Consider the following 26707-nt stretch of genomic DNA (forward strand, 5'->3'; position numbering starts at 1 on the left):
TTATGGAGGGATCATGATGAAGTTAACAAAGAAAGCTGCAGGTTTTATAGTACTAGGTGCTTTACTAACGGTGGCATTAACAGGCTGTCAGTCCAGTGATGCTACATCTCCAGCAACCGGACAGAACACAGCGAATGAACAAAGCAAAGGTGAAGGAGCAACAAATGCTAGTGCGCCTGCTTCCGAAAATTCGGAAGAAAAGGGGACTGAAGCGATTAAAGAAGGTTCGATGGAAAAGGAAGGAAATGTGGTGCTGAAAGAGCTTGCTTTTGTCTATAATGAGCACACCATTGCTATTTCGGATACAGCGAATGAAGATCAGATGGAACAGATGCTGGGCAAACCGGAGAACCTGAAATCTCATACGTACAGTGCCGACGATGGAACAAACATGGATACGTTAATCGGTTTTACAGAAAAAGTGTACACGTATCCTGGTCTGGAGATTAAAACAATCAGTATACCAGAGGGAAAACAAGACTCCATTTTTCATATCGAAATCACTGATCCTAAGTACACGACAGTGCGAAACATTAAAGCAGGAGATAGCCTGGATACACTCAAGAACGCCTACCCTGAGGGGAAACTGCTTGGTGATGGAGCCCCTAATGAAGAGGATGACTTCCGTTACGAGCCATCCAATTATGTGGATGTGATGTCATTTCATATCAAGGATGCCAAGGTGGAGAGCATTCAGATCTACAGCCTTCTAGACTAATTCCAAGTGATGAACATAAGAAGCAATAGAAATTTTGTTGTTTGTGGTAAAAGTGTCGAGGGACCGGAACATGATCCCATTGAAAGTCGCTAATTTAGCGGCTTTTTTTATTTTATCGGTACAAGTTTGTGTCCTGAGCCAAAGGACAAGAACTTGTACCGATTGCCGGAATGAACAAGAACTGGGTCCGATTACCGATTAGGTCTATACCTAATTGATGATCAACCGGCATAACATCAAAGTCGAATCACGCCACAGGTCTGCCCTAGCTAGAATACTCCGGCGAGTACTAACTTCCAAGCCTTGTTACACGACAACTAACAGTACGATAATTCCGAGAAAAATCAGCCAGCATACTGGGTGACCGAAATTTAATCCCCAGCCGACTCCGAATCGTTTCTCGACAATTAGGTTTGGATCCTTGCGATTGAAATAAATCATACCTAATAGCCATTTATCATCATCATGGACAGGTCTGAAATTGGAGCGATCTGCCGATTGCTCCAAGCGGCTTCCGCCCTGACCAGCCCAGAACGATAAGGCTAAGGCGTATAGGATGATAAAGGCTATTATGATTAGGACAATGGGAATAGCGAAATTGATGTTAAGCAGAGATATCATATTTAGTTGCACGACGGACAACAGGATAACTATTAAGAAGCTTGCTGTAATCATAAAACCTGACCAAGTACGGCGGAAAGCTACGTCTTGTCTGATGGAACGGTTCGGATCAGGAGGAACCAATTACTAGACAAGCTAATGTTTCTTTTCCGAAAACCAGTGTCCACTGCCATGATCGATAGTTCCAGAGCAATAGGCAGCATAGGCAGTAAACTTTTCATTTTGAAATGATAGCTAATGTTTATGACTAGGGAGATTACGACCATGGCGAGTGAATAAGTGACAATGATCCAACTTTGTTGCTTGGAATGTTCATCACCGTATATTAGGCAGATGATACAAACAATGAATAGGATGGTATGCAAGGTAGCACTAATCCTAGCATATGACTTCCGCATCTGGCGAAGAGGTTCGCTGTGAAATTGTACAGCGCTGACGGTGACCCCAAAACTAATCGTCTCTCTTGTTAAATAAGGCATGCTTATCATGAGTACAATGGTAGGTACAAATACAAGGATCATTACTATAACAGGCATTATCGTCATATCATTCGCCTCATCTTATACATAAATGTGAAATTAACATTTGTTCAGACCTTTTTGCTACGCAGCGAACTCATCTGACAACGCAGTAAAGCTTAGTTATAATCAACTATTATCACCATAAAATAAAGTTCACTTGGTAAAATTGTGAAGTGAAAATCACATTAACTGGAGTGGATACTATGCTTTCTGAAGAAGATTATGCGAAGGTGGCGAAAGAAGCTTTACATCAATACCCAATCTATTGGGAAAAACTTGTGTATCTCGGAAAGAGTGATAATGTTACATTTCAAGTTCAGACCAACGATGCTCATCAAAAGTTTCTAATCAAAATCCATATCTCAACGATTTCCATTCAATCAAAAGGGAATATCACATCAGAGCTTATTTGGCTTGAAGCTTTGGTTAAAGATACAAATCTCGTTGTACCTGTACCTGTTAGAAATCTTCGAGGTGATCTGGTAACAGAAATATCAACTCATCTTAGCGAAAATACAATCATGGCGACTATTCATCATTGGATTCATGGAAGCGTACTTCAAAGAGAGCCAACAAGTAATGAAACTAAAAATTTGGCTCTTTTAATGGCGGCTCTACATAAACATTCTATGCAGTGGAATGCACCTGAAGGCTTTAATAGACCAATATACAATTCTGATCATTTATATTCATCACTTAACCAATTAAAACGGTTAGTAAATTTAGAGCTTATCTCAAGTGAAGTGTTTGTTCATGTGGAAGAGTCAGCACATAAAATAGCAAATGTGATACAACATCATAAACGTTTGCCAAGTAACTGGGGAGTTATTCATTCTGACCTTCATGAGAGTAACTATGTATTTTATGAGGATACTCCTCAACCTATAGATTTTTCGAATTGTGGCTATGGCTTTTATTTATTTGATATGGCTGAAACATTTTTGCATCTTTCATCAGATAATAGGAAAGTATTTATTTCATCGTATAGCAAAGTAAATCAACTGGAAGAGAATTATGTCGAGTTATTAGAAGCATTTTTTATTTGGTCAATCATTAGGACTTTCGCATTCCATTCTCTAAATCCAAATGAACAACAACCCTTAGCGGCAAATTTTCCATCAGTTATTGAAAACTATTTTAGGAAATATCTTAAAGGAGAAAATTTTTTGTTAAACTAAGGGGCAGGTTAGTGTAATTTCCCGTTTGAGATAACGTTATAATATAAACAGAGTTTAAGACATGAATACAATAATGGAGGGGTAGGATTGAACAAGTATGTGTTACATATAGTTGCAAGTGTAATTTGCATATTGTTACCTGCTGTTGGTCTCTTATATGTTTTGTGGGATAGCCACCAACCCAAAATAGGACCTGTAGGAGACGGAAAACCGAATTATCCTTCAATATCTCAATGGATATCCATTGGCTCTTCTTTTATTCTTGGAGTAGTTAATTTACCTCTTTCCATAATTCGATATAGACAAAAGACTAAAGAAGATATTAATAGTTAATGCTTATTACGCTGACGGGCAGGATAGATGAATTTTGTGAATATACGCCAGGTATGCGAACGATAAAAACATAAACTTTTAAGATTAAAGACATGCTACAGTCTTCAGAATCGCAGAATTCGTCAAAGGAAGTATAAAAGAACTAGGCAGTAGAGTGCCTATCGTCAGGCAAGAGAAGGGTGATCACGATAAATCTGAATTAAAGCTGGAGGCGAATGAAATGCTGGAATTAGAGTTTACGACTATAGAGGAGTGGGATGAAGCATTGTGGGCGCGGATGGAGCGAATCTATAATGAGGCTTTTCAAAGCGGTGCTAAGACAAAAGCGATTCTGCGCAGTATGCTGGACCGGAAAATTGGTTATTTACACACGGGCGTGCATCATGGTGAAGTGGTTGCGATGGCTGTTACTGGACTGGAGGGGAAGGCTGCAGACCGCATTCTGATCATCGATTACCTCGCGGTTGAACAGAAGCTGCGCGGGTTGGGCATAGGGACCTGGATGCTGGAGCAGCTCAGAGCCTGGGCGTTAAGGGAACACCGGATCAAAGGTATGATTATCGAGGCGGAGTTCGGGACAACGGAGGCTCATCAGGAACGCATTCAGTTCTGGCAACGCAACGGGTTCATCCTAACCTCCTATGTCCATCAATATAGAATGGTGCCAGAGCCGTATCAGGCAATGATGCTGCCAATGGATACAAGTACGCAAGTGCCTGATGATGGTGAAGCACTGTTTCGTTATATCAATGCTTTTCACAAGGTTGCTTACCGGAAGAGTTAGACCGCATTCAATGGACCTGCAGGAAATTACCGTAGAGATTAGGATGAAAAATGATCAATTCTTGACTGCATGGTCAATAACTGATACATTAATCCCATGAGCAGACCAAGAGAATTTGATGTCGATCGTGTATTACACCAGTCTATGGAAGTATTCTGGAATCAAGGCTTCAAAGCAACTTCTTATGAGGACCTTACGCGTACTACAGGAGTCAAAAAGCAAAGTTTGTACTGTGTTTTTAAAGACAAGCGATCGTTGTTCCTGAAGGCGCTGGCACTTTACCGTGAACAGGTTATAGCGAAACTGAAAGAGATTGAAACCCTGGATTCGTCTCCCGTTGATAAACTGGATACCTTACGATATTCCCTTTTAGACGATGAAACTAGCTGCCAAGGGTGTCTAATTGTGAATGCATCACTCGAATTCGGAACAGATGACGAGCAGGTCACACGCGAAGCTGAGCTCATGGCAGAAGAGATTCAACTAATATTAGAGAAGATCATAAGTAGTGGCCAGAAACAACAGTTAATTTCCAACCGGTATACGAGTATGGAGCTTGCATCTTATCTAAATAACACCATCCTTGGTGTGAGAGTTATGGAGAAATCTGGTTCATCCCGTGAACAGATCGAGACGGTTCTGCGTACTTCATTTGGCATGATCATGTCTTGATCTTTTTTTTGTGAAATTCTTGACTACGAAGTCAAAAATAATTGAAGTCGGATTAATACACCACGAAACCTTGAAGGAGGTGGGGCTTTTCGATAAAGATCGTGTATTGATTCAATTTGAAAGTAACGTCTAGTTGTTAACCAGGCTGGTTGCTGTTTAACATCTCCTAGGTCAATTTATATAAAACGAAATATGTGGAGGTTATTATGAATTATTCTCAATCCGTAGAAGCATTGTTCCAACCTATAGAGTTAGGTCACTTGAAGTTATCCAATCGGATCGTGATGGCGCCAATGACGCGTCAATTTTCTCCGGACGGTATCCCGGGTTCGAATGTTGCGGGCTATTACCGCCGTAGAGCAGAGAACGCAGTAGGGCTGATTGTGACGGAAGGGACAATAATTAATCATCCGGATGCATCCAATCAAGCCAATGTGCCGCACTTTTATGGCGAAGCTGCAATGAATGGTTGGGCACATGTTGTATCTGAAGTACATGAAGCTGGCGGTCGAATTATTCCACAGATCTGGCATATGGGAGCCAAAGGTCATGTTAATGATTATTCGGAAGCTGAGATTGCTACAATCGTTCAGGAATTCGCAAAAGCAGCCTCAGAAGCGAAACGCGTTGGGTTTGATGGTGTTGAAATCCATGGAGCACACGGCTATCTGATCGACCAATTCCTGTATGAGAAAACCAACTCTCGTACGGATCGTTATGGTGGAGATATGATGGCTCGCACACGTTTTGCAGTTGAAGTGATTGAGGCTTGCCGTAAAGTAGTGGGATCGGAATTCCCTATTGTACTGCGTTTATCTCAGTGGAAGACAGATGATTATCAGGCTAAATTGGCTGAAACACCGGAATTACTGGAGCAGCTTCTCGCACCGTTGGTTCAAGCTGGAGTCGATATCTTCCACTGTTCCACACGCCGTTTCTGGGAGCCGGAATTCGAAGGGTCTGATCTGAATTTTGCTGGTTGGACCAAAAAACTGACTGGTAAACCGACAATCACTGTTGGATCGATTGGTCTTGATGGTGACTTTACAAGTCTGTTCACAGAAGGTAAAGGCGCAGGTAACGTTGGTATCGAGGGATTGGTACAACGACTTCAGAATGATGAGTTTGATCTGGTTGCTGTAGGCCGTGCTCTTCTAGTCGACCCTGAATGGGCTAAGAAAATTCAAGAAGGACGTACTGATGATCTGGTTCCATTCACAAGAGAGGCGATGACTGTACTTACTTAATTGTAGTTATAATCATTAGGAATATGTATTAATCAAACACACCTTCAAGAGAATGAAACCTTGTCGTAAGATAGGGGAAATCATCTTGGAGGTGTGTTTGTAATGGCAACCAGAGTGAGTTATCCGGTAGAATTAAAGATGAAAGCCATAGAAATGAGACTGGCAGAGGTTTCAGTTTCGGAATTGAGAATTGCTGGAAGAACATTTCCGATTGTTAACTGCTCCAGATCACCCACTCGCCAAACGAACTGTGCTGCAATTGGAAGATTCTCATGATGAAGTGTTCCTGACAAATGAGAAGGGTTGTCCATATCGAACGAAGTTTGATCGATCATTTGAGAAAGAGGGCATTGATAGCATTACATACTTAGAGTTTCAAAGTGCTGAAGCCATTAAACAATGTGCAATCTCAGGAATCGGTATTGCTTTTCTTCCTGAGATCGTCGCGAAATCTGAAGCTGAACGTGGAGAACTTGTTGTCCTCCCATGGCAAATTCCGGACTTGCAGGTAGATACACAGATGTTGTGGCATAAAGACAAGTCGCTTTCACCAATCATGTTATCTTTCATAGAAGCAACCAGGGAAGTTATTGGTTCACTGAATGAGACTAAAACTGTATAGTTTATGTATGAGGCATCAAACTGTTGAGCACAGTAAACGTTGTTGAAAGTGGGGAGACAATATATATGATTCCATTAGTATATGACCAGATTAACCATTGGGGAAAAGATGATGAATTTTTCCTTGCATTGTTAAAGAGATTAAAAGTAGAATTCATAGCTGACCTGGGCTGTGGAACAGGAAGATGGACTACTCATCTTGTTCAGTGCGGTTATAAAATTACCGCTATAGATCCCAATGAAGAAGCGATTGAAATAGCGCGAAGTAAAGATAATTCTGGAAATGTGAATTGGATTATAGGTGATAGTGCGGATTTACAAACCAATACCTATGATGCGGTAATTATGACAGCCAATGTTGCACAGGTATTTCTTACAGGTGATAGTTGGAAGCGGGTAATCTCGGACGTATTCCGATCCCTAAAAAATGGGGGTCACTTTATTTTTGATACAAGAAACCCTTTGGTAAAAGTATGGGAAGAATGGGAGAAGGACAAAACTCCTGACTTAGCTAAAGATAGACTAAACGGAGATCCTTTAGAAATCTATACAGAATATGAAGGGTTTGAGGGAGATATTTACACTTTCTACGAAATGGTAAAAAATACAAAAACAGATGAAGTGTTAGTTCATGAAAAAATGCAGCTGAGGTTTCGAAATCAAGAAGAATTTGATGAGTCGCTGAAACAAATAGGTTTCTCAAAAATTGAAACATATGGTGATTGGGAGTTTAAAGAAGCAAATTCTGAGAATAGATCGTTTATTTTTCATTGTGTAAAATAGCAGTTAGTTAAAAAATGTCGAGGGACAAAAACATGATCCCATTGAAAGTCGCTATTTTAGCGGCTTTTTTATTTTTACAAACATTGTTTCGTTCAAAATCCATTCAATGAAATTTGTTCATATATGATGAACTGGAGTATGATGGGGGAAGGCGATGCTGATAATTACCATATAATCAATGCCAAGTATAGAGTAATTTTATGTAGGTCTAAAGCTTTTGGACCCGGCTATACAACACCATACTTCCTTGAAGGGGGACATCTGTTTTGGATGAGCAGTTTCTAGATTTATTGGCCGAGAAATATGATACGGAAGAAAAAATCATAACAGAGATCATCAACCTTGAAGCGATCTCCAATCTCCCGAAGGGAACCGAGCATTTTGTCAGTGATTTGCATGGGGAGTTCCAGGCTTTTCAGCATGTACTAAGAAACGGTTCGGGTACCGTCAAAGAGAAAATCAAAGAATTATTCCGGAAGGTTTGGACGGATCAAGAAATCAATGATTTTGCGGCATTGGTTTATTACCCGGAAGAAAAAATACAGCTGGTTATAGGGGAACTGAGCAATAAACAGGCTTTGAACCAGTGGTATAGACTAACAATTGAACACATGCTTAAGCTTATTTCTTATGCCTCTTCAAAATATACGCGCTCGAAATTGCGTAAAGCTCTGCCGGAGCAATATGTATATATTGTAGAAGAGCTTTTATACAAGACGGATTCTACCAACAATAAGGATCCTTATTACGAGGAAATATATCGGCAAATTATATCCTTGGGCCAGGCGGACAATCTCATTATCGGCCTTGCTTATACGACTCAACGCCTGGTGGTTGACCATCTTCATGTAGTTGGAGATATCTATGACCGGGGGCCGTACCCCGATAAAATTATGGATACACTGATCAACTACCATTCTGTAGACATTCAGTGGGGTAACCATGATGTCCTCTGGATTGGAGCCTACGCGGGTTCTCTGGCCTGCCTTGCGAATATTATTCGGATCTGCGCCAGATACGACAATCTGGATATCATCGAAGATGTATACGGAATCAATCTGCGCCCACTGCTAAACCTGGCGGAGAAATACTATGAGGACAATCCATCTTTCAGACCTAAGCTACAGGCTGGTCATAACCTAACGGAGCAGGAAATTCTGCAGATCACGAAAATTCACCAAGCCATTGCCATGATTCAGTTTAAACTTGAAATCCCGATTATCAAGAGACGCCCATCCTTTAATATGTCTGAAAGACTTTTGCTGGAGCAGATTGATTACGACAAAAATGAAATCAAAATCTGCGGTAAAACATACCTGCTGGAAAACACCTGTTTTGCAACCATAAATCCGCAGAAGCCTGAACAATTGCTGGAGGAAGAACGCCAGGTGATGGAAAAGCTGCTGTTTTCCGTTCAGCATTCCGAAAAGATGGCCAGACATATGAATTTTCTTATGAAAAAGGGTAGCCTTTATTTAAAATACAACGGGAATTTGTTAATCCACGGCTGTATTCCTTTGGATGAAGAAGGAAATATGGAAGAAATGCAGATTGAAGACAAGACATATGCCGGCCGTCAATTGCTTGATGTTTTTGAGGATTATTTACGTTACGCCTTTGCACATCCGGAAGAGACAGAAGATCTGGCGACGGATATGGTATGGTACATCTGGACAGGGGAATGTTCCTCGCTCTTTGGAAAGAGAGAAATGACCACTTTTGAACGGTACTTTATCCAAGATAAAGAAGCACATAAGGAGAGAAAGAACCCTTACTACCATTTACGTGAAAATGAAGAGATCACTCGAAAAATTTTGCAGGAGTTTGATTTGAATCCAGATCATGGACATGTCATTAACGGTCATACGCCAGTCAAAGAAAGTCGTGGAGAGAGCCCTGTTAAAGCAAACGGAAAAATGATCGTGATTGACGGCGGTTTTTCCAAAGCCTATCAGTCCACAACGGGCATTGCCGGATATACCTTGCTGTACAATTCTTTTGGCATGCAGCTCGTCGCCCATCAGAAATTTAATTCAAAAGAAGATGTGTTATGTAACGGAACAGACGTGTTATCTCTAAAAAGATTGGTGGACAAAGAACTGGAGCGGAAGCTGGTGAGGGAAACCAATGTCGGGGAGAAGCTGCTGCGGAAAATCTCAAACTTGAAGGATCTATTAGAATATCGCTACATGAAATGAAACGATTGCTAAAAATACACACCTGGATCAACCGTTTGAGTGCATTTGAAGTAAACGCTCGTATTGGGCAGGGAAGTAAGAATCCCCTGCCTGTGCGAGCCTTTCTTTTGTTAAAGTGCGATTTAACAACAAACTTTATGACTTACAGTTGAACTAAACGAGGATTTTCAATTGGCGGAGAGGAGGAAGTTATGGGCTACAATTCACGGAAGGAAGCAGTGTTTGAGACGAAACGGTTCCGTAACTGTACCATAGCGGCCGGTCGTCGTCATACCGTTGCTCTTAAATCTGACGGAACAGTAATAGCTGTGGGTGATAATAAATATGGTCAATGTAAGGTAAGCGATTGGGGCGATATCGTCGCAGTTGCAGCGGGTAATGTTCATATGGCTACGAATACCGGTAATGCCCATACCGTTGGTCTTAAATCTGATGGGACTGTAACAGCTGTAGGTTGGAATAAGCATGACCAATGTAATGTAAGCGAATGGCGCGATATTGTAACCGTTTCGGCAGGTTGGTGCCATACGGTTGGGGTTAAATCAGATGGCACCGTGGTTGCGGTGGGGCGAAATAATGAAGGGGAATGCAACGTGAGCAGCTGGCATGATATTGTATCGGTCACGACGGGTGACTGGCATACAGTCGGCCTAAAAATAGACGGAATGGTAACAGCCGTTGGTAACAATAAGTATAACCAATGTAGCGTAAACGACTGGGGCGACATATTAGCTGTTTCGGCGGGGTATCTTCATACTGTTGGGCTTAGATGGGATGGCACGGTAGTGGCTGTGGGTAGAAATAATGAAGGTGAATGCGACGTAAGCGGTTGGCGCGATATTGTAGCAGTTGCAGCGGGGAGTTATCATACCGTTGGTCTTAAGTCTGACGGGACGATGGTTGCTGTAGGTTCGAATAAACATCACCAATGTGATGTAAGTGGCTTGCACGAAATTAGAGCTATCTCGGCGGGGTGTGTCCATACGATTGGACTGAAATCGGATGGTACGATGGTTGCTGTGGGTGATAATGATTATGGACAATGTGATGTAAGTGGATGGAGTAGCATCCAACAATAAAATACTAAGAAAGCAGCAGCTGATGCCGACTGCTTTTATTATTTGTCTCGGGACAAGAACATGGTCCAATTGAAGTCGCTAATTTAGCGGCTTTTTGTGCATTGGCTTTTGAATAGCATCCTTAATTACATATGCAAGTATTTTTAAGTCAGGAGAATGAAAACTGTGGTTACAGGTGGGAGTTCAAATGATGGAGAAGCTGGTGTGTCTTAGTATGATTTGAATCCATCACTTCGTCGTATGCCTAATATAAATATTTACCTCTTGCATAAAGAACGTATGTTCGGTTTATAATATACAAACATACGTTCTTAAATGTACAGGAGTGATTTCAGTGTTGACTAAGCAACGAACCATTATGCTCATTGATATGCAGAGCTTTTATGCTTCAGTTGAAAAGGCAAAAATGCCTCAATACAAAAATAGACCATTAGCTGTCGCTGGAGACCCAGCAAGACGTTCTGGAATTATTCTTGCTGCTTGTCCACTAGCCAAAGCGAAGGGTGTATCTACCGCCGAACCACTTTGGCAGTCTCTTCAGAAGTGCCCTGAACTGATCATTGTGAGACCACACATGCAAGAATACATCGAAGTATCCACTCAAATCATGTCCATTATTGAGGAGTTCACCGATCTGGTCGAACCGTACAGTATAGACGAATTATTCGCTGATTTTACAGGGTCCATGCATCTATTCGGTAATGATCCAGTCGATTTGGCCAAGCAAATTCAAGACAAAATCTATAATGAAACAGGCGTTTACGCGAGAGCTGGCATTGGTGAAAACAAAATCATCAGTAAATTGTGCTGCGATATGATCGCTAAAAAAGCAGAGGGGGGCATTTTCCATCTAAAGAAAGAGGAGTTACACCTCCATATTGGAGATAAGCCCATCCGTGATATGTGGGGGATTGGCTCAAGAATGGAAAAACATCTGTGGAAGATGGGCATCCGAACCATTAGAGACCTGGCGAATACGCCTCTTTCCAAATTAAGAAGTAAGTGGGGTGTTAATGGAGAAGTCATCTGGCGAGTTGCAAATGGACTCGACAATTCACCGGTAACCGTCAACACACACAGTACACAAAAGGATATCGGAAACGGAATGACCCTGCCTAGAGATTTCATAGAGGCTTGGGAGATCGAAGTAGTTATCCTCGATATCTGTACAGAAGTGTGCAGAAGAGCCCGTAAAAAGGGACTGATGGGTAGCGTCATATCCGTAAGTGTGTCTGGAGCGGATTTTGACCACCCCACTGGTTTTCACAGACAGGTTAAACTGTCTGATCCTACAAACATAACCGTTGATGTATGCAAGATAGCCAAACGCATATTTCATCAACACTGGGATGGGCAACCTGTGCGCCGTGTAGGCGTATCCCTGTCTCAATTATCCAACGCGGATACATATCAACTATCTTTTTTTGATGATCAAGAGCAGAAACGGGCCATTGATCAGGTGATGGACGACATTAAGGATCGATTTGGCGACATTTCCATTCTACGAGCGAGCTCCATTACGGCTGCGGGTCAAGCGATCGATCGAGCATCTAAAATTGGGGGGCATTATAAATGAGCAAAAAACTGGAGGCCAATGGATTATGGGAATCGAGCCGCATGATGCTTCCACAACATAAAGAACGAATTATACAGCATCGTACTCAAATTCATTATCAAGCGAAACCACTGATCCATGAAGATGAGTGGGAGATTATTACTCAGAATATAGATATGTCGCTCAATTATACATTGCAAGCCACCTTTGAAATATTTACTGAGTCAGGCAATCGGTATATACACGGGATCGTTACTTCAGTCAGTACCTTTGGAAAGAAAATCAAAATTGAAATGGAGAATGGATTTGAATGGGTCGATTTTGATCAATTGGTCGCTGTAAAACTTGAAGAAGGAGGCGTGTAAAGTGCGACAGACTTTTGAGGAACTTTCACTCGTGAAGAGGGTGGTAGAGCTCCCTTATCTTTTAGGTGCTCTGGAGGTAGATAAGCATAAAATATACGCTTCAAACTTTAAGATGAAATCTGTGTATGTTGACTACTTGGACGGTACCCAAAAGAAAATTGCTTTAGAAATGTACAAATCGAAACAAATGCTAAAGGAACATCATATTAAAATCATAGATGAAGTGAGATCCGAACTGAGTTTAACGGTAGATTATTCGGTGAGAGGTTACATTCATAAAATGACATTATTATGGAGCAAAGTGAAAGTGGATGTAACCTTAATGCTAACCGAACATATGAACGTTGATATTACTGAATTGCCCACATGAACATGGAGTTCAAGCAGAATAAGGTATATAACCACATCCGGTGGATATAATGCATTTAAAACCATTGTTTTCTTCTCCCAAATGGGTAAACCGACCTTTGAAGTTGAAGGGTCGGTATTTTTTGTCTCTATGTCATAGAAAATATATGTTGAGTTTCTGAAAAGTCTGTAGATGAAAATAAAGAATAAAATAAATAAAAATCTGTCGGCGAAGAGCAAGAACATATTCCCTTTGAAGTCGCTATATTAGCGGCTTTTTTGTTTATCTATACAAGTTTCGTGTCCCGAGCCAAGGAGAAAAACTTGTACCGATTGCCGAAATTGACAAAACATAGACCGATAAATGTTTTACAAATTCGGTGATTCACCAAATCACTCTTCTTACATTCAACTTGTATCCTACTTGTGTACCAGATAATCCGGTATGGAAGCAACCAAATTTCAGGAGGGTATACATTGTGAAAAATAGTAAACGTAAAGGTCCTCAAAGCTTGATCCTCTCGCTTGTATTTATGCTTGTCATCCTGTCTGGATGCGGGGCATCGGCAAGTTCAAGCTCCAGTGAAGGCGGAATGCCAGAAGTAATCCGAATCGGTATTATGCCAAGTGAAGAGGGCGAGATGAACCGTTCTCAGGAACAGCTTGCAACAGACATTACTGAAGCAACCGGCATTCCTGCGGAAATTTTTGTAGCAGAAGATTATAACATGGTTATCGAAGCCCTGCGTGCAGGCAAAATTGAAGTTGGACTGATCGGGCCGTTTGGTTACATCATCGCTACGGAAAGAGCCAATGCCCAACTGCTTGTCCGTTCCGAAAGTGATCAACAATCAAATACGGTAATCCTTGTCCGTAACGACTCCCCATATCAAAGTGTAGAAGACCTTAAAGGAAAAGACTTTTTGTTTGCCGATCCGGCATCAACATCAGGCAATCTGTACCCACGTGCCACATTAATGAAAGAACTTGGTCTTTCCAATAAGGAACTGGATTCCTTTTTCGGCAGTGTAGCGTTCTCCGGTGGACATGACAAATCACTGCTTGCACTGGCAAACGGTAATGCAGATGGGATTGGGACGTCAAGTCTCATGGTGCCGATGATGGCAGAATCAGGACTTATTAAAGAGGAAGATTTCCGCGTGATTGCCGAATCCGATCCGATCGTCGGTGGAGCTCCACTGCTTTATCGTCAAGATTTGCCAGAGGAATTGGTTACACAGCTACGTGATCTTATGCTAGATTACGATACGAAAAATCCTAAATTCCTGGAAAGTGTCGGCGCAGCCCGTTTTGTAGAAGGCAGTGACAGTGACTTTGATCCAATCCGGGAAGTCGCCAAAGCACTGGATATGTCCCCTGAGGAACTGCTGAAGAAGTAGGATTCAAACTTGCGAGGAGGAGGAATTAAAATGACACTTTTACAGGTGGAAGGGTTGTCCAAGGTATATCCTGACGGAACAAAAGCACTTGATAACTTGAACCTAACAATTAATGCTGGAGAATTCGTTGTTGTCATTGGACCGAGCGGAGCCGGGAAAAGCACATTGCTGCGCAGCCTGAACCGAATGATTGAGCCGACAAACGGAAAGATTCAGTTTAAAGGCAATGAAACTATGGGCATCAAGGGTAAAAAGCTCCGTGAACTTCGCCGCCATATGGGCATGATCTTTCAGGGGTATAACCTGGTCACCCGCGTGTCCGTTCTTAATAACGTGCTGCATGGACGATTAGGCTACATGAATCCGCTGAAAGGGGCACTGGGTCTTTACTCAAAAGCAGATACAGAAGCCGCCAAGCTTATGCTTCATCGTGTTGGTTTACATGAGCAGATGTATAAGAGGGCAGATGAACTCAGTGGAGGTCAGCAGCAGAGAGTGGGTATTGCACGTGCACTTTCTCAAAAGCCGGACCTGATATTAGCAGATGAACCCATAGCCAGTCTCGACCCTGCTTCCTCTGAGACGATTATGCATTATTTATATACGATCTGCAAAGAGGAAGGCATTGCCTGCCTGTGCAATCTGCATCAGGTAGATATCGCGAAGAAATACGCAACCCGTATCATCGGTATCCATAAAGGGTCCAAGGTGTTTGACGGGACACCGGATGAACTGACGGAAGATATAATCCGTCTCATTTACAACCAGACCAATCCCAAAGTGAAGGAGACAGCCTGACATGAATGCGGCTCAGTTACAATCTGCCCGAAAAATGAAACGTACACAGACGATATTGTTTTTTATCGTGCTGTTGGCTCTCATTATCTGGTCTTCCATCGGCGCAGAGTTTTCATTTGGAGCTTTGTTGGCAGGGGTAGGAGAGAGCTTCCGATTTATCTTTTTTGATTTTCTTCCACCTGATTTATCTTCACTTTCCCAACTCATTGAACCTGCCATGCAGACCCTTTATATGAGTGTGGTGGCGATGGTCATCGGGTCGGTTGTAGCAGGGATGTTATCCTTTTTAGCCGCGGCCACGACAAGCCCTCACCCTTACCTTCAGGTATTTGTTCGTGCGGCTACATCGTTGTTTCGTAACATTCCGGTAATTATCTGGACGATTCTGCTTGTTGCAGCGTTTGGACTGGGGGCTGTAGTCGGTACGATGTCGCTGATCCTGATCTCAATTGGTATGTTAACTCGTTCCTTTGCCGAGGTGCTTGAAGAAATTGACATGGGACAGGTAGAAGCGGTTCGAGCTGCTGGCGGGAGTTATTTACAAGTGTTGTCCCAAGCCGTGTTTCCACAATTCTTACCCGGGTTTATCGGTTGGAGCTTGTACAACTTCGAAATCAACGTACGCGCTTCTACAATTGTAGGGATGGTTGGAGGCGGTGGTCTCGGATTTATTTTACAATCCAAATTGAAGTTATTTCAGTATCAGGAAGCCAGCATGGCCGTGTTGCTTGTGCTCGTTATCGTTCTTGTTGTGGAAATGATCACCAATCGCGTAAGGGAGCGAATCATATGAGTATGCGAATGAACGAAGCGAAGCCATCTTTTACGCTGTATACTTCCATACCAGAGCCACCCAAGCCAAAAAGAAACAAGCTGTTCGTGATCGGACTGCCGCTTATTGCTGTACTTTTTGTGTTCAGTCTCGTTCAGCTGCAGTTCGACTATTCTAAGATGGCCCAAGGCTTTACGAAACTCGGCGGTTACATGGGAACCATGTTTCCACCTGATTTCTCGGCCTGGCGCCATGTCCTGCTCGCTGCTGTAGAATCATTGCAAGTTGCCATTCTTGGATCGGTGCTGGGTATCGTCGTAGCGTTCTTTCTCTCCTTTTTGGCTGCAAGCAATTTGACGCCTCATCGGTTCGTCGCTTGGATCATTCGAAGCGCCGCTTCCTTGCTTCGTGCGATTCCCACAATCGTGTGGGCCCTTATCTTTATCGTGTCTGTTGGTCTTGGACCGCTTCCCGGAGTGCTTGCGATTGCTGTCTCTGCCGCAGGCATGCTTGTCAAAGTATTTGCCCAGTCACTGGAGGAAATCGACAAGGGGGTACTCGAAGCGATGCAGTCTACGGGTGCCAGCTGGCTGCAGATTGTCATGCAAGGTATTTTGCCTACCGTGAAGACAGCCTTTATTGCCTGGTGCGTGCTCCAGCTGGAAGGCGGTATTGCCGAATCCACTATTCTCGGTGCGGTTGGCGCGGGAGGTATTGGATATGAGATGACTCATGCCATGAAATCCTATAACTTTGCGGCTGCTTTGTTTGTCGGATTGGTCGTTTTCGTCATGGTATTCAGCGTGGAGTTCGTGGCAAACCGATACAAAATGAAGCTAAAAACACGTCAAAACTAATTCATTCATATTCATAACGATGAATATCACTTTGAGGAGGAATATCAATGTCAACATCTAATTCACTTTTGAAACAAGGCCCTCTGGTACAGGCTAGGTATAACGATAATAACGGGATTACGTTAGCCTGGAATATGGAAGAGAACATAGAGGCGGAGGCAGTTTACCACTCTGTTCTACCGGAATTGATTGAATCCAACAGCACACTGCTTGATGTACAAATCGACCCGGCAGGAGCAGTATTTACGAGAACGGTGTCTCCAGGCCGAAACTATTATCATGTGAAGTTCACGAATGGATCGATATCAACCATTAACGATCGCATGATTTACACCGATGGAGTAATTAATTTCCGTGATATGGGCGGTTATCTCACAGAAGATGGTCGTACGACTCGATGGGGAATGCTGCTGCGGTCTGCTGATCTGCATGAGCTTAGTGAGCAGGACCTGCATACGGCCACTGCACTCGGTATTGACTGGATATGTGATCTGCGCAGTGATTTTGAAGTAGCTAGCCGTCCAAGCCCAGCCATTGGCCATGCGATCAACACGAATATTCCCTTTATGGCGGAAGCAAGTCCTGAAGAAATGCAGAAGATCGGACATGATCTGCATGCAGGCTACAAAGCCATGATCTTAAATACGGACAAATGTGCACTTATCCTAAATGAACTATTAAAAGAAGAGCGGGATACCTCCTTGTTCCATTGTGCAGCCGGCAAAGACCGGACCGGAGTCGTATGTGCAGTGATTCTTCTCACCTTGGGTGTGCCGCAAAATGTAGTTATTGAAGATTATGAACTGACGAATCTCGCAGTGGAGGGACTCATGCAGCGCTTCCTCTCCGGAAGCAACAAGGATTATCAAAAATACATGGATCAAATGCCTGAATTTAAGGGAGCGATTCCGGAAATGATGAAAGCGGCCTTTATCCAAGCGGCACTTGAAGCAATCGAAGAGAACTACGGTTCTTTTGATCAGTATCTTAAAGAGGGACTGGGCATTAGTGCCGAGCAAAGGACAGCTCTTCAAAACAAATATCTGGTTTAAAAAAATGGAGTCCAGAAACTGGGATACAGTGTTGGACTCCTTCTTGTCTTGGTCTGGTTGCGTAACTTCTCCTAAGACTGGTAATATAGGATGAAATGTGTAGATCTCATTAAAATTCAAATGAAGTCCTCATCAATGAGAGAAAGGGATTATGATATGAACAAAATATCGCTTGTCGATACAGCATACATGATGCTTCGTGAGCGAATGGTTTGCGGTGAATTAATGCCCGAAACCCTGCTTTCAGAGAACGAATTGGCGGAGGAGTATCAGATGAGCCGTACACCAATCCGTCATGCCATTGCTCGCCTTGAATCAGAAGGTTATGTGACTTCTCTCAAAAATCGTGGTGTATTGGTCAAGGATGTAGGGGGTAAGGAATTTCTTGATCTGATTGAACAGATTCAATCCATGCTTTTTTACTCTTTCGAAATGATGAAAAACCCGAACCGAGAGATCTACTTAAATCTTGAATCACTTGCAGCTCATGTTGAGGTCCAGCGGACCGCCGAGAAAAGGAATGACTATGCCTTATACACCGAACATCATTTTCTTTTCATGCGGGAGATCGTTGAATCCTTGAACAATGGTGTAATGCTGAACACATTTGACTCCTTTCGGGATAAACTTTACATGTATTCCATCGTCCGCTTCAAGCGAACTCCGCATATCAAACACTACAGTGCGATTGGAATTAATCGGGATACGCTGCACGCTTTATCCAGTAATGATTATAAGGCAGCTCAAGAGGTTGTGTTATCCCTCATTCCTATAACCAGAGAACGCATGCTTGTTACAGGGCAATTTTAATTTTGAAGTTAGTGGGTTGAGTGCTAACGTCAATTATGATGAACCAAAAAGCGGCTGCCTTAACGGGCAGCTTATTTTGTAGGGGCAGACGGTATAGACGCCAATCTTTTTAAAAGCGTCACACGATTACCCATTATTTTGTACATATAACAGCCAAAGTCTTTCCTAATGGATCGGCTTTTTTTATTGGAGTAATTGAAGTGATCAGCAGCAGAAAATGTGTAATTGGATAATTTTAGTAATATTAAATGAAAACAAAATTTGCTAAAATATTGTATAGTTATTCTACAAATTTAGCCATTTTAGCGGAGGATTGATCGGGAAGTATGAAAGAGTTTTTGAGCGAGCAGTCCATTGAGGCATTTAGATCAATTATAAATCACAATCCAGATGCCACTTTTATCGTTTCGAACGAAGGAACGATCGTAGAAGTAAATGAAGGGGTTACAGAGTGTTTAGGATTTCAAAAGAAAGAAATCATGGGTTCATCCTACAAAGATCTCTTTTGTCAACATCAGCTTGATTTGATCAGCCAATATTTTTCGGAAGTCTTAAAGGGTGCATCCTGTCAATATGTTGCCGAAGCCCATCATAAAAATGGAGAAATTGTTTATTTGCAAATTAAGCAAGTTCCTTTGTTTTTTGAAGGTAAGGTAAACGGGATCTTTGGAGTAGCTAAAAACATTACTGAGTACAGGCATCTGCTTAAGGCTTTGAAAGAAAGCGAAGAGCGCTATCGACTCTTAGCCGATAACTCCCTCGATCTGATCCAGTTGATCAACCTGGATGGCATTGTGGAGTATGCCTCTCCTTCTCATAAAATGGTGCTTGGCTTCGATCCAAAAGAATATATAGGTAAATGGGTATTCTACCAACCAAATGGAGATGTGGACGATAAATTTCGTACAGTATTTATGAGTATGTTACTTTTGAGAAAGCCCTTTACCTACGAAATAAAGCGACAGCATGAACAGGGCTATCCTGTATGGCTGGAGATGAAAGGAACACCGATGTTCGATGAGGACGGTGATTTTAAAAACATGATGCTCGTGGGAAGAGAAATTACAGAGCGGAAAACGTACCAAGTTCAACTGGAACAATTAAGTTATCATGATGCACTTACTGGTGCTCCTAACCGGAGATATCTCAATAAAATGCTAAGCGATGCTTTGAGTGCAGCAACGACAAGCACTGGCCAGCTAGCCGTCATGTTTGCGGATTTAGACAATTTTAAACAGATCAATGATACATTAGGTCATGATGCGGGGGATGAATTGCTACGGCAATTTGTAAAGCGAGCAGGAGCTTGTCTTCAAGAACATGATGTCCTGGCCAGAATGGGTGGTGACGAATTCGTCTTTGTACTTCCTCATGTCAAATCCTCCTCAGAACTCAGCCTTTTGGCGGAAAACATCTTAGAAACATTGCAGCTCCCTTGGATACTCGGTGGGAAGGAGCTCTATACAACTTCAAGCATCGGCATTGCCTTTTACGAAGAAGACGATTCAGTAAAAGAACTGCTTCAGAAAGCAGATGCAGCACTTTATCTTGCCAAAGCGGAAGGCAAAAATACATATCGCATCTACTCATTCCGTGACTTGTCAATGCGCTGATTCAATCGAAAGTGATGGCGCTGTTTGTTGTATTTAAACTCTCTACTACGAAAAGACGATGATCTAACAACAGCGGTTAATAATATGGATTCAACATGACAATACAAATATCTCCATTAGTACAAAGTCAATTTACTAAGAATCTTCTTCAACTATTTTTTTAAGCTGACGGGTAGGTTAACATAACAGCAAGAAAAAGCACTTCTAAATACAGAACTCTTAGAGAGTTTTAAGGAGCAGCCCGCGCGGGCTGCTTTCTTTTATGTGTACTTAATGATTAATGCAGAAGTGCAGAATAGAAGGGAGTACGACGATATCTTTACTCCTATGATGATGTAACTGTTTTTCGGAAACGGAATGATTGCACGTAAATACCTTTCGAATGAACAACCCGCGATGTATATCAAGGAGAATAATCGTCATAATAAGGAAATGTTGCTGGAAGAAGGGAGGTAAGAGTAGTGAATGAACAATCTGCCACGAATACAAAAGAGGAGAATATCACCAAAAGTTTGAACGAATCCATTGGTAGAATTGAAGAAATCTTTACGAATACCCCCGACTTAATCATCCGAAAGTTGTGTATAAAACAGACCGGAGAACCAGCCGCCATAATCTATATGGAAGAATTGACAGATAAAGCATCACTTAATCAGAATGTCCTTGCTCCGCTTCAACTAGAAACCGGAAATCCCTCCGGAGATTTCATTACAACAGTGGGTTATGTCAAACCTCACTCCACGTGGGAAGAGCTGAGACTTTCCATTATACTCGGCTACAGCGTGTTATTCATTGAAGGAAGAAGTACTGCATACGCATTGGATACAAAAGGATTCCCGCAACGCGCTATTGAGGATCCTCAGCAGGAGCCCTCACTAAAAGGGGCTCATCAAGGATTTATAGAGACAGGTTCTCAAAATATTGCCATGATCCGTCGTTATATTGCGGACAAAGAGTTAAAGGTGAAGCGGTATATTGTTGGGCAGCGGGGACAAACGCCAGTATCTTTGCTTTATTTGGAAGATGTGACCCAACCGGACATCATTAAAGCGCTGGAAGAACGGATTCAATCCATTGATGTGGATGCCATCATTAACACCGGAGAATTGGCTGAATTTATTGAGGACCAACCACTTGCGTTGCTTCCCCAAATGATTACGACAGAAAGACCGGATACGGCTGCTTCTCAAATACTGCAAGGCCGTTGTGTCGTTGTAGTCGATGGTTCGCCAAGTGTTCTGGTTGCGCCCGCTACATTCATGTCTTTTTTTCAGACGGTTGATGATTACAGTTCCCGATGGTCCATATCGTCATTTCTCAGAATATTGCGCATTTTTGCCTTTTTCATCGCTATTTTTTTGCCTGGATTTTTTATAGCCGTCATTTCGTTTCATTTTGAGATTATACCATTGAAGCTGTTATTAACGCTTGGTGAGTCACGGGGGCAAGTTCCATTCCCACCATTTGTTGAAGCGATCATTATGGAAATTACACTTGAGATGTTAAGGGAAGCGGGAGTTCGTCTTCCAGCTCCAGTAGGACAAACCGTAGGAATCGTTGGTGGTATTGTCATTGGACAGGCAGTTGTGCAGGCAGGATTAATCAGCAATGTAATGGTTATCGTGGTGGCTTTTACAGCTATTTCATCTTTTATTATTCCCAATCAAGACATGATGGCAGCTGTACGAATTATGCGGTTCATGATGATGATACTAGCTAGCTGGTTCGGATTTGTAGGACTTGTCATTGGCATGATGAGCTTCATCATCCGGCTAATAACATTAAACTCGCTCGGTAATTCCTATAGCACACCTATAGCACCATTTCGGGCCATGGATTGGAAGGATACCTTACTGCGGGTGCCTTTGTGGATGATGAACAACCGCCCTGTAAGCACGAAATCCCGCCAGTCGATAAGGCAGGGAAAAAGCAGAGGATGGAAGGAGAATAAATAGAACATGAAGTCATTACGCCCGGTAACGATGCTTCAATTCATTCTTATTATTTCTTCTTTCCAAATCAGTGTTGCTTTTTTGTCTATTCCCAGAGAGCTGGCGAGGCATGCGGGAACAGATGGCTGGATGGTCATTTTCTTAGGCTGGGGGCTGGCCACGATATCCTCTGTAGTAATTGTCAAGCTGATGAAACATAGTCCAGACAGTTCAATACTCGAATTGATTCAGCGTTATACTGGCGTGTGGGCAGCAAAAGTAGCTGCTTTTATATTTATGATCTATTATTTGCTTCTGGCATATGACGGTTACATGATCGCTTCACTCGTTATTAAATTATGGTTATTGCCAAGCACGTATATCTATATTCTAGTTCTGCTGCTGCTCATCCCCACATTCCAGATTGCGCAACATGGTTTTCAGGCGATCGGGCGGTACAGCGAAATAGTCACCATGCTCTCCATATGGATTCCGTTCATTTATATATCTACACTGAGTAATGCCCATTGGCTCTATTTACTGCCCATCTTAAAAGAGGGATGGCTTCCGATTCTTTCATCCGTAAAATTTATGATCTATCCGATGCTTGGCATCGGCCTGGTTTTGTTTCTCTATCCCCAACTAGTCAACAAAGAAAAAGCATTACCTGCCATGATCATCTCCAACACGCTTACTTGCATCGTTTACTTGGGAATCACCCTCATTTGTTACGTGTACTTTAGTCCTGATGAGATCGGGGAGTATAACGACCCCGTGATTAGCATTATGAAGTCCGTTGAATTTCAGTTTATTGAGCGGGTGGAAGTGGTATTCATCGCATTTTATCTGTTCGTGTTTTCTTGCATATGGATTCCCTCCATGTATATTGTCTCGAGATGCTCCGCGTCGCTGGTAGGAAAAGGTCAGGAAAGATACCACCTTGCCGTGTGGTGTATTGTCATTGAAATTAGCTTTCTCCTCTATCGGCCCAGCTTTATCAAATCTACTCAAATAAACTACGCACTCAATTATATTGGTTTTATGATGGAGTTTGCTCTGCCTGCGGGTATTCTTCTATATGTAGCGATCCGCAAAAAGATGGGTGGGGGGCAACGCACATGAGATGGGTCGGAAAATTCATTATTTCGGTTGTTTCCTGCATTTTATTGGTTGCGCTCGCAGGTTGCGCCAGTGACAAAACCAATTTGGAAGATGCAACGGTTCCTTTGGCTCTTGGGTTGGATGTCAAAGATAAAAAGCTCCATTATTATATATCTGCCCCTGTATTCAGTAAAGACATTCAAAAGAAAAGCCGTGAAGGGGGAGGAACAGCAGAAGGTTTAAGACAGTCGAGAAATCAGCAGGATGCCCAATTTCCCGGTTCGCTTGCGGGACGTAATTTTCAAGTCATCATTGTAGGGAAACAATTGCTTCAATATAAGGATTGGTTTAAAGTACTTGATGTCATGTTTCGCGATCCTCGCAATACGATTACCGACCGCATCATTGCTTTTGACGGTCCTATGGAGGATATTTTTAATTTTCAAGCCAAAGATCAACCACCGTTACCTTTATTTATAAAAGCGATTGTCGATTCAGGAAGCAGAAGTTCAGCTACTGTAAAAACAACCGCGCAGGAGCTACATAGACAATTGTATGATCAAGCGATGACGCCTTCCATCTCGGAAATCAAGATCGAAAATAATAAAATCATGCTAAAAGGAACAACTCTTTTATCCCGAAAAGGGGAGTACAGAACTTCGCTGACCTATCAGGAGACGTCACTTCTTCACATCCTGAAAAATGAAGCTAAACCAGGGGTCAGTCTCACTTTTTCTGTTGATGATTTACAACAAACCATGCCATTTAACATCGACAAAGTGAGTTTTTCTTTAGGTGACATTTCGGTAAAAACGAAATCCTCTCATGAAAAAGGCAGATTTCAATTCAACATTAAAGTGAAGTCGATCGTAAGCATAACTGAAAAGTTTCTTGAATTTGAACTTCTGGAAAATTCCGAGGAAATGGCAAATAAATTAAGCAAGGAAATGAAAAAAAACATGGAGGCGCTTATTAAAAAGTGCCAAAATTATAATATCGATCCTTTCGGGTATGGTTTTTATGCCAGGGCATATCAGTATCCCTTATACAAGGAAGCACAGGCCGACTGGGGGAAAGAACTATCCCGAGCACATTTTGATGTGGAAGTTGATCTTCGAATCGGCTCCACTGGAGCAGTAGAATAATCGAGTATCCGGACATTAAAATTTGGGACTAGAACACTAGTTTAATCTTTCATGACACAAAACAACCGTTCTTGAAACGGTTGTTTTGTTGTTAACACCCAATAGTTACATTCTGGTTCCTATCTAATAAAAAGGTGCCTACTTTTCAAGTAGCATGAGAAATTTTAAGATGAAATTTTGTAGAAGATATGCATAGTGTAATCGTTCAATTAACCGATTAAGTTGGAGATTAGACGAAAGTAATTGAGGGGATGGTAGCGTCATGCCAATTGAAATTAAAGACATTGTGTCTAAGAAAATATTAAGTGAAGTAAAAGGTTATCTAGATATTGGTTTTACTCATTCACTAAATCCCTATACGGGTTGTGCATTTGCTTGCGAATACTGTTACGTCAGAGAAATCCCTATTCAAAAGTTTAAGGATATTCCTTGGGGATCGTGGGTGGATGTCAAGAAAAATGCAGCAGAAAACTATCTAAAGGAAGTCTCTCTTCTACGACGTAAAAACAAACCCATAAGTATATTCATGTCATCAGCCACAGATCCTTATCAACCTGTAGAGCAGAGGGCAAACATTACAAGAAACCTATTGGAAGCAATGGATAAAAACCCACCAGATTCACTTCAAATTCAAACTAGAAGCCCGCTGGTTGCCAGAGACCTTGATATACTACTGAAATTAAAGGAAAAATGTAGAATTATGGTTTCAATGACAATCGAGACAGATCGCGAAGACGTGAAACGAATTTTTTCGCCCTATGCTCCTGGAATAAATTTAAGAGTTAAAACCTTGAAAAAGATAAAGGATGCAGGGATACATACACAAGTATCTATCTCCCCTGTGCTACCTTTTTCACCTAATTTCGCTAACATGATACAGGGCATAACTGATCGAATTTGGATTGATACGCTATTGATTGGTGATGGTCAAATGGGGATGAGATCTGAGCGGTTAGGGATGCCACAATTCTTTGAGGCGAACGGCTGGGACAAATGGTACGAGAAAAGCATTCATCTGAAAGTGGAAAAATATTTTAAGGCAAGGTTCCCATCTGAAATAATTCATGTATCTAAAAACAGCGCATATCCATTTTGATTCTAACTAGCCATTCATTTAATGAGGATCTTGTCCGTTTTTTCTTTATGCAATAGAAATATTGCAGAAACTTGTGTTCGAAGATCAACTTTCTCTTACGAGTCAATGGAGGACGCATGAGTCCTTCATTGACTTAACTTGAGATTGAAAATACATGGTCTATGCTAGGGAACAACCGTCGCTTCATTAATGGGAGGGTTAGGCCGTGCATTTGACGGAAGTTATGCTGAATATGCAGATCTCTAGTAAGCTGGAGCAGACTATGCACTGCTCGATAATGAGCATTTGAGAGAACAGGTGTATGCTATTGCTCCAAATGGGGTAAACAAGGTTCTAGAGTTGGTTAGTGCAACGACTGTAAAGGAGTCCTTGCGATTCATCTCAGAACGAGGGATATGTTGCATGTCAGGAATAGTCTTTACACTCGAGGAGATTGGAAAGGCACATCTTTTAATGGAAAGTAACACTGCAAACGGTAAGATCGTTATATCCAATGACATTGTTGAGACGAATGATAACTTCTCTGCAACCTAAAGATAAAAATAATAGTTACAAAAAGGTTCCTATGCAACATTAAGGTGCCTACTTACCAATTATCTAAAGTAGAGATAAAATTTAAGTGAAGGCATATGCTCACGAAAATAGAAAGGGGTTTAAATATGACGATTACAGAAAACAAACAATTGATGCATCGTTTCACGAACTTCATTAATACGGCAAGCAAGGAACTTGCTGAAGAATTGATTTCTCCAGATGCTGTTTTTTATGTACCTATGCAAAAAGAACCAATGAATGGTCCAAGTGGTTATCTCTCCATAATTCATATGATGAGATCTGGTTTTTCCGATATACAATGGACTGTTAAGGAGCTGGTAGCAGAAGAGGATCTAATAGCAGCTCATTTTGTCATGAAGGGCACACAAGACGGAGAGTTTCTCGGGTTTCCACCAACGAGCAAAAAAATCGAAGTAAATGCAATGAATTTTTATCGGATCTCTAATGGCCAAATTATTGAAGAGTATGGTCAACCGGATATGCTCGGCTTGCTTCAACAAATAGGGGCAATTCCAAAAGCATAATTACATCTCCTCGATCTGGGCATCGTTCCA

At 42.0% G+C, this 26707-nt stretch carries 23 protein-coding genes and 1 pseudogene; all 24 read left to right on the top strand.

Annotated features, from left to right (window positions below; all coding sequences use genetic code 11):
• Window positions 1–13: 13 nt before the first annotated feature.
• Window positions 14–718: a hypothetical protein gene (locus V6669_RS16490; RefSeq protein WP_338586987.1), complete on the top strand. Its 705-nt coding sequence runs from the start codon at window positions 14–16 to the stop codon at window positions 716–718.
• Between the two features lie 1345 nt (window positions 719–2063).
• Window positions 2064–3038: a phosphotransferase gene (locus V6669_RS16495; RefSeq protein ID WP_338586989.1), complete on the top strand. Its 975-nt coding sequence runs from the start codon at window positions 2064–2066 to the stop codon at window positions 3036–3038.
• Between the two features lie 553 nt (window positions 3039–3591).
• A complete protein-coding gene (locus V6669_RS16500; RefSeq protein WP_338586991.1) occupies window positions 3592–4155 on the top strand; it encodes a GNAT family N-acetyltransferase in 564 nt (187 codons plus the stop codon).
• Between the two features lie 96 nt (window positions 4156–4251).
• On the top strand, window positions 4252–4827 hold the full coding sequence (locus tag V6669_RS16505) for a TetR/AcrR family transcriptional regulator (RefSeq protein ID WP_338586993.1): 576 nt from the start codon (window positions 4252–4254) through the stop codon (window positions 4825–4827).
• Window positions 4828–5033: 206 nt separating this feature from the next.
• Window positions 5034–6074: an NADH:flavin oxidoreductase gene (locus tag V6669_RS16510; RefSeq protein WP_338586994.1), complete on the top strand. Its 1041-nt coding sequence runs from the start codon at window positions 5034–5036 to the stop codon at window positions 6072–6074.
• Window positions 6075–6264: 190 nt separating this feature from the next.
• Window positions 6265–6696: pseudogene (locus tag V6669_RS16515) on the top strand (substrate-binding domain-containing protein); the annotation flags it as partial.
• A gap of 65 nt (window positions 6697–6761) precedes the next feature.
• Window positions 6762–7478, top strand: coding sequence for a class I SAM-dependent methyltransferase (locus V6669_RS16520; protein WP_338586995.1), 717 nt, complete (start codon window positions 6762–6764; stop codon window positions 7476–7478).
• 266 nt (window positions 7479–7744) lie between these two features.
• Window positions 7745–9676 carry a fructose-1,6-bisphosphatase gene (locus V6669_RS16525; protein ID WP_338586997.1) on the top strand — a complete coding sequence of 644 codons (1932 nt, stop codon included), beginning with the start codon at window positions 7745–7747 and terminating at the stop codon, window positions 9674–9676.
• A 191-nt stretch (window positions 9677–9867) separates the two neighbouring features.
• The gene (locus V6669_RS16530) at window positions 9868–10755 is read left to right on the top strand and encodes a chromosome condensation regulator (protein ID WP_338586999.1); all 888 of its coding nucleotides are present in this window, start codon (window positions 9868–9870) and stop codon (window positions 10753–10755) included.
• 337 nt (window positions 10756–11092) lie between these two features.
• On the top strand, window positions 11093–12331 hold the full coding sequence (locus V6669_RS16535; RefSeq protein WP_338587000.1) for a DNA polymerase IV: 1239 nt from the start codon (window positions 11093–11095) through the stop codon (window positions 12329–12331).
• Window positions 12328–12675 (top strand): YolD-like family protein, encoded by a 348-nt coding sequence (locus tag V6669_RS16540; protein WP_091029881.1) that lies wholly within the window; start codon window positions 12328–12330, stop codon window positions 12673–12675. Before V6669_RS16535 ends, V6669_RS16540 begins: the two co-directional genes overlap by 4 nt.
• A 1-nt stretch (window position 12676) precedes the next feature.
• A complete protein-coding gene (locus V6669_RS16545; RefSeq protein ID WP_338587001.1) occupies window positions 12677–13045 on the top strand; it encodes a hypothetical protein in 369 nt (122 codons plus the stop codon).
• A gap of 457 nt (window positions 13046–13502) precedes the next feature.
• On the top strand, window positions 13503–14423 hold the full coding sequence (locus tag V6669_RS16550) for a phosphate/phosphite/phosphonate ABC transporter substrate-binding protein (protein ID WP_338587002.1): 921 nt from the start codon (window positions 13503–13505) through the stop codon (window positions 14421–14423).
• A gap of 30 nt (window positions 14424–14453) precedes the next feature.
• Entirely contained in the window at window positions 14454–15221 is a 768-nt protein-coding gene (phnC, locus tag V6669_RS16555; RefSeq protein ID WP_338587003.1) for a phosphonate ABC transporter ATP-binding protein, read from the top strand.
• 1 nt (window position 15222) lies between these two features.
• Window positions 15223–16014, top strand: a complete 792-nt coding sequence (phnE, locus tag V6669_RS16560; protein WP_338587004.1) for a phosphonate ABC transporter, permease protein PhnE — start codon at window positions 15223–15225, stop codon at window positions 16012–16014.
• A complete protein-coding gene (gene phnE, locus V6669_RS16565; protein WP_338587005.1) occupies window positions 16011–16850 on the top strand; it encodes a phosphonate ABC transporter, permease protein PhnE in 840 nt (279 codons plus the stop codon). Before phnE (V6669_RS16560) ends, phnE (V6669_RS16565) begins: the two co-directional genes overlap by 4 nt.
• 47 nt (window positions 16851–16897) lie before the next feature.
• Window positions 16898–17902, top strand: coding sequence for a tyrosine-protein phosphatase (locus V6669_RS16570; protein WP_338587006.1), 1005 nt, complete (start codon window positions 16898–16900; stop codon window positions 17900–17902).
• A gap of 156 nt (window positions 17903–18058) precedes the next feature.
• A complete protein-coding gene (locus V6669_RS16575) occupies window positions 18059–18712 on the top strand; it encodes a GntR family transcriptional regulator (protein ID WP_047844352.1) in 654 nt (217 codons plus the stop codon).
• Window positions 18713–19038: 326 nt separating this feature from the next.
• Entirely contained in the window at window positions 19039–20325 is a 1287-nt protein-coding gene (locus V6669_RS16580; RefSeq protein WP_338587008.1) for a diguanylate cyclase, read from the top strand.
• 461 nt (window positions 20326–20786) lie between these two features.
• Entirely contained in the window at window positions 20787–22280 is a 1494-nt protein-coding gene (locus tag V6669_RS16585; protein ID WP_338587010.1) for a spore germination protein, read from the top strand.
• 3 nt (window positions 22281–22283) lie between these two features.
• The gene (locus V6669_RS16590; RefSeq protein WP_338587011.1) at window positions 22284–23378 is read left to right on the top strand and encodes an endospore germination permease; all 1095 of its coding nucleotides are present in this window, start codon (window positions 22284–22286) and stop codon (window positions 23376–23378) included.
• Window positions 23375–24502 (top strand): Ger(x)C family spore germination protein, encoded by a 1128-nt coding sequence (locus V6669_RS16595; protein ID WP_338587012.1) that lies wholly within the window; start codon window positions 23375–23377, stop codon window positions 24500–24502. The genes V6669_RS16590 and V6669_RS16595 overlap by 4 nt, the downstream gene beginning before the upstream one ends.
• A 262-nt stretch (window positions 24503–24764) precedes the next feature.
• Complete coding sequence (locus V6669_RS16600) at window positions 24765–25598, top strand: radical SAM protein (RefSeq protein ID WP_338587013.1); 834 nt, start codon at window positions 24765–24767, stop codon at window positions 25596–25598.
• Between the two features lie 659 nt (window positions 25599–26257).
• Window positions 26258–26677 (top strand): ester cyclase, encoded by a 420-nt coding sequence (locus V6669_RS16605; RefSeq protein ID WP_338587014.1) that lies wholly within the window; start codon window positions 26258–26260, stop codon window positions 26675–26677.
• Window positions 26678–26707: the final 30 nt, after the last annotated feature.

Origin of the sequence: Paenibacillus sp. Y5S-9 (assembly GCF_036894235.1) — a bacterium.
Classification (GTDB): Bacteria; Bacillota; Bacilli; order Paenibacillales; family Paenibacillaceae; genus Paenibacillus.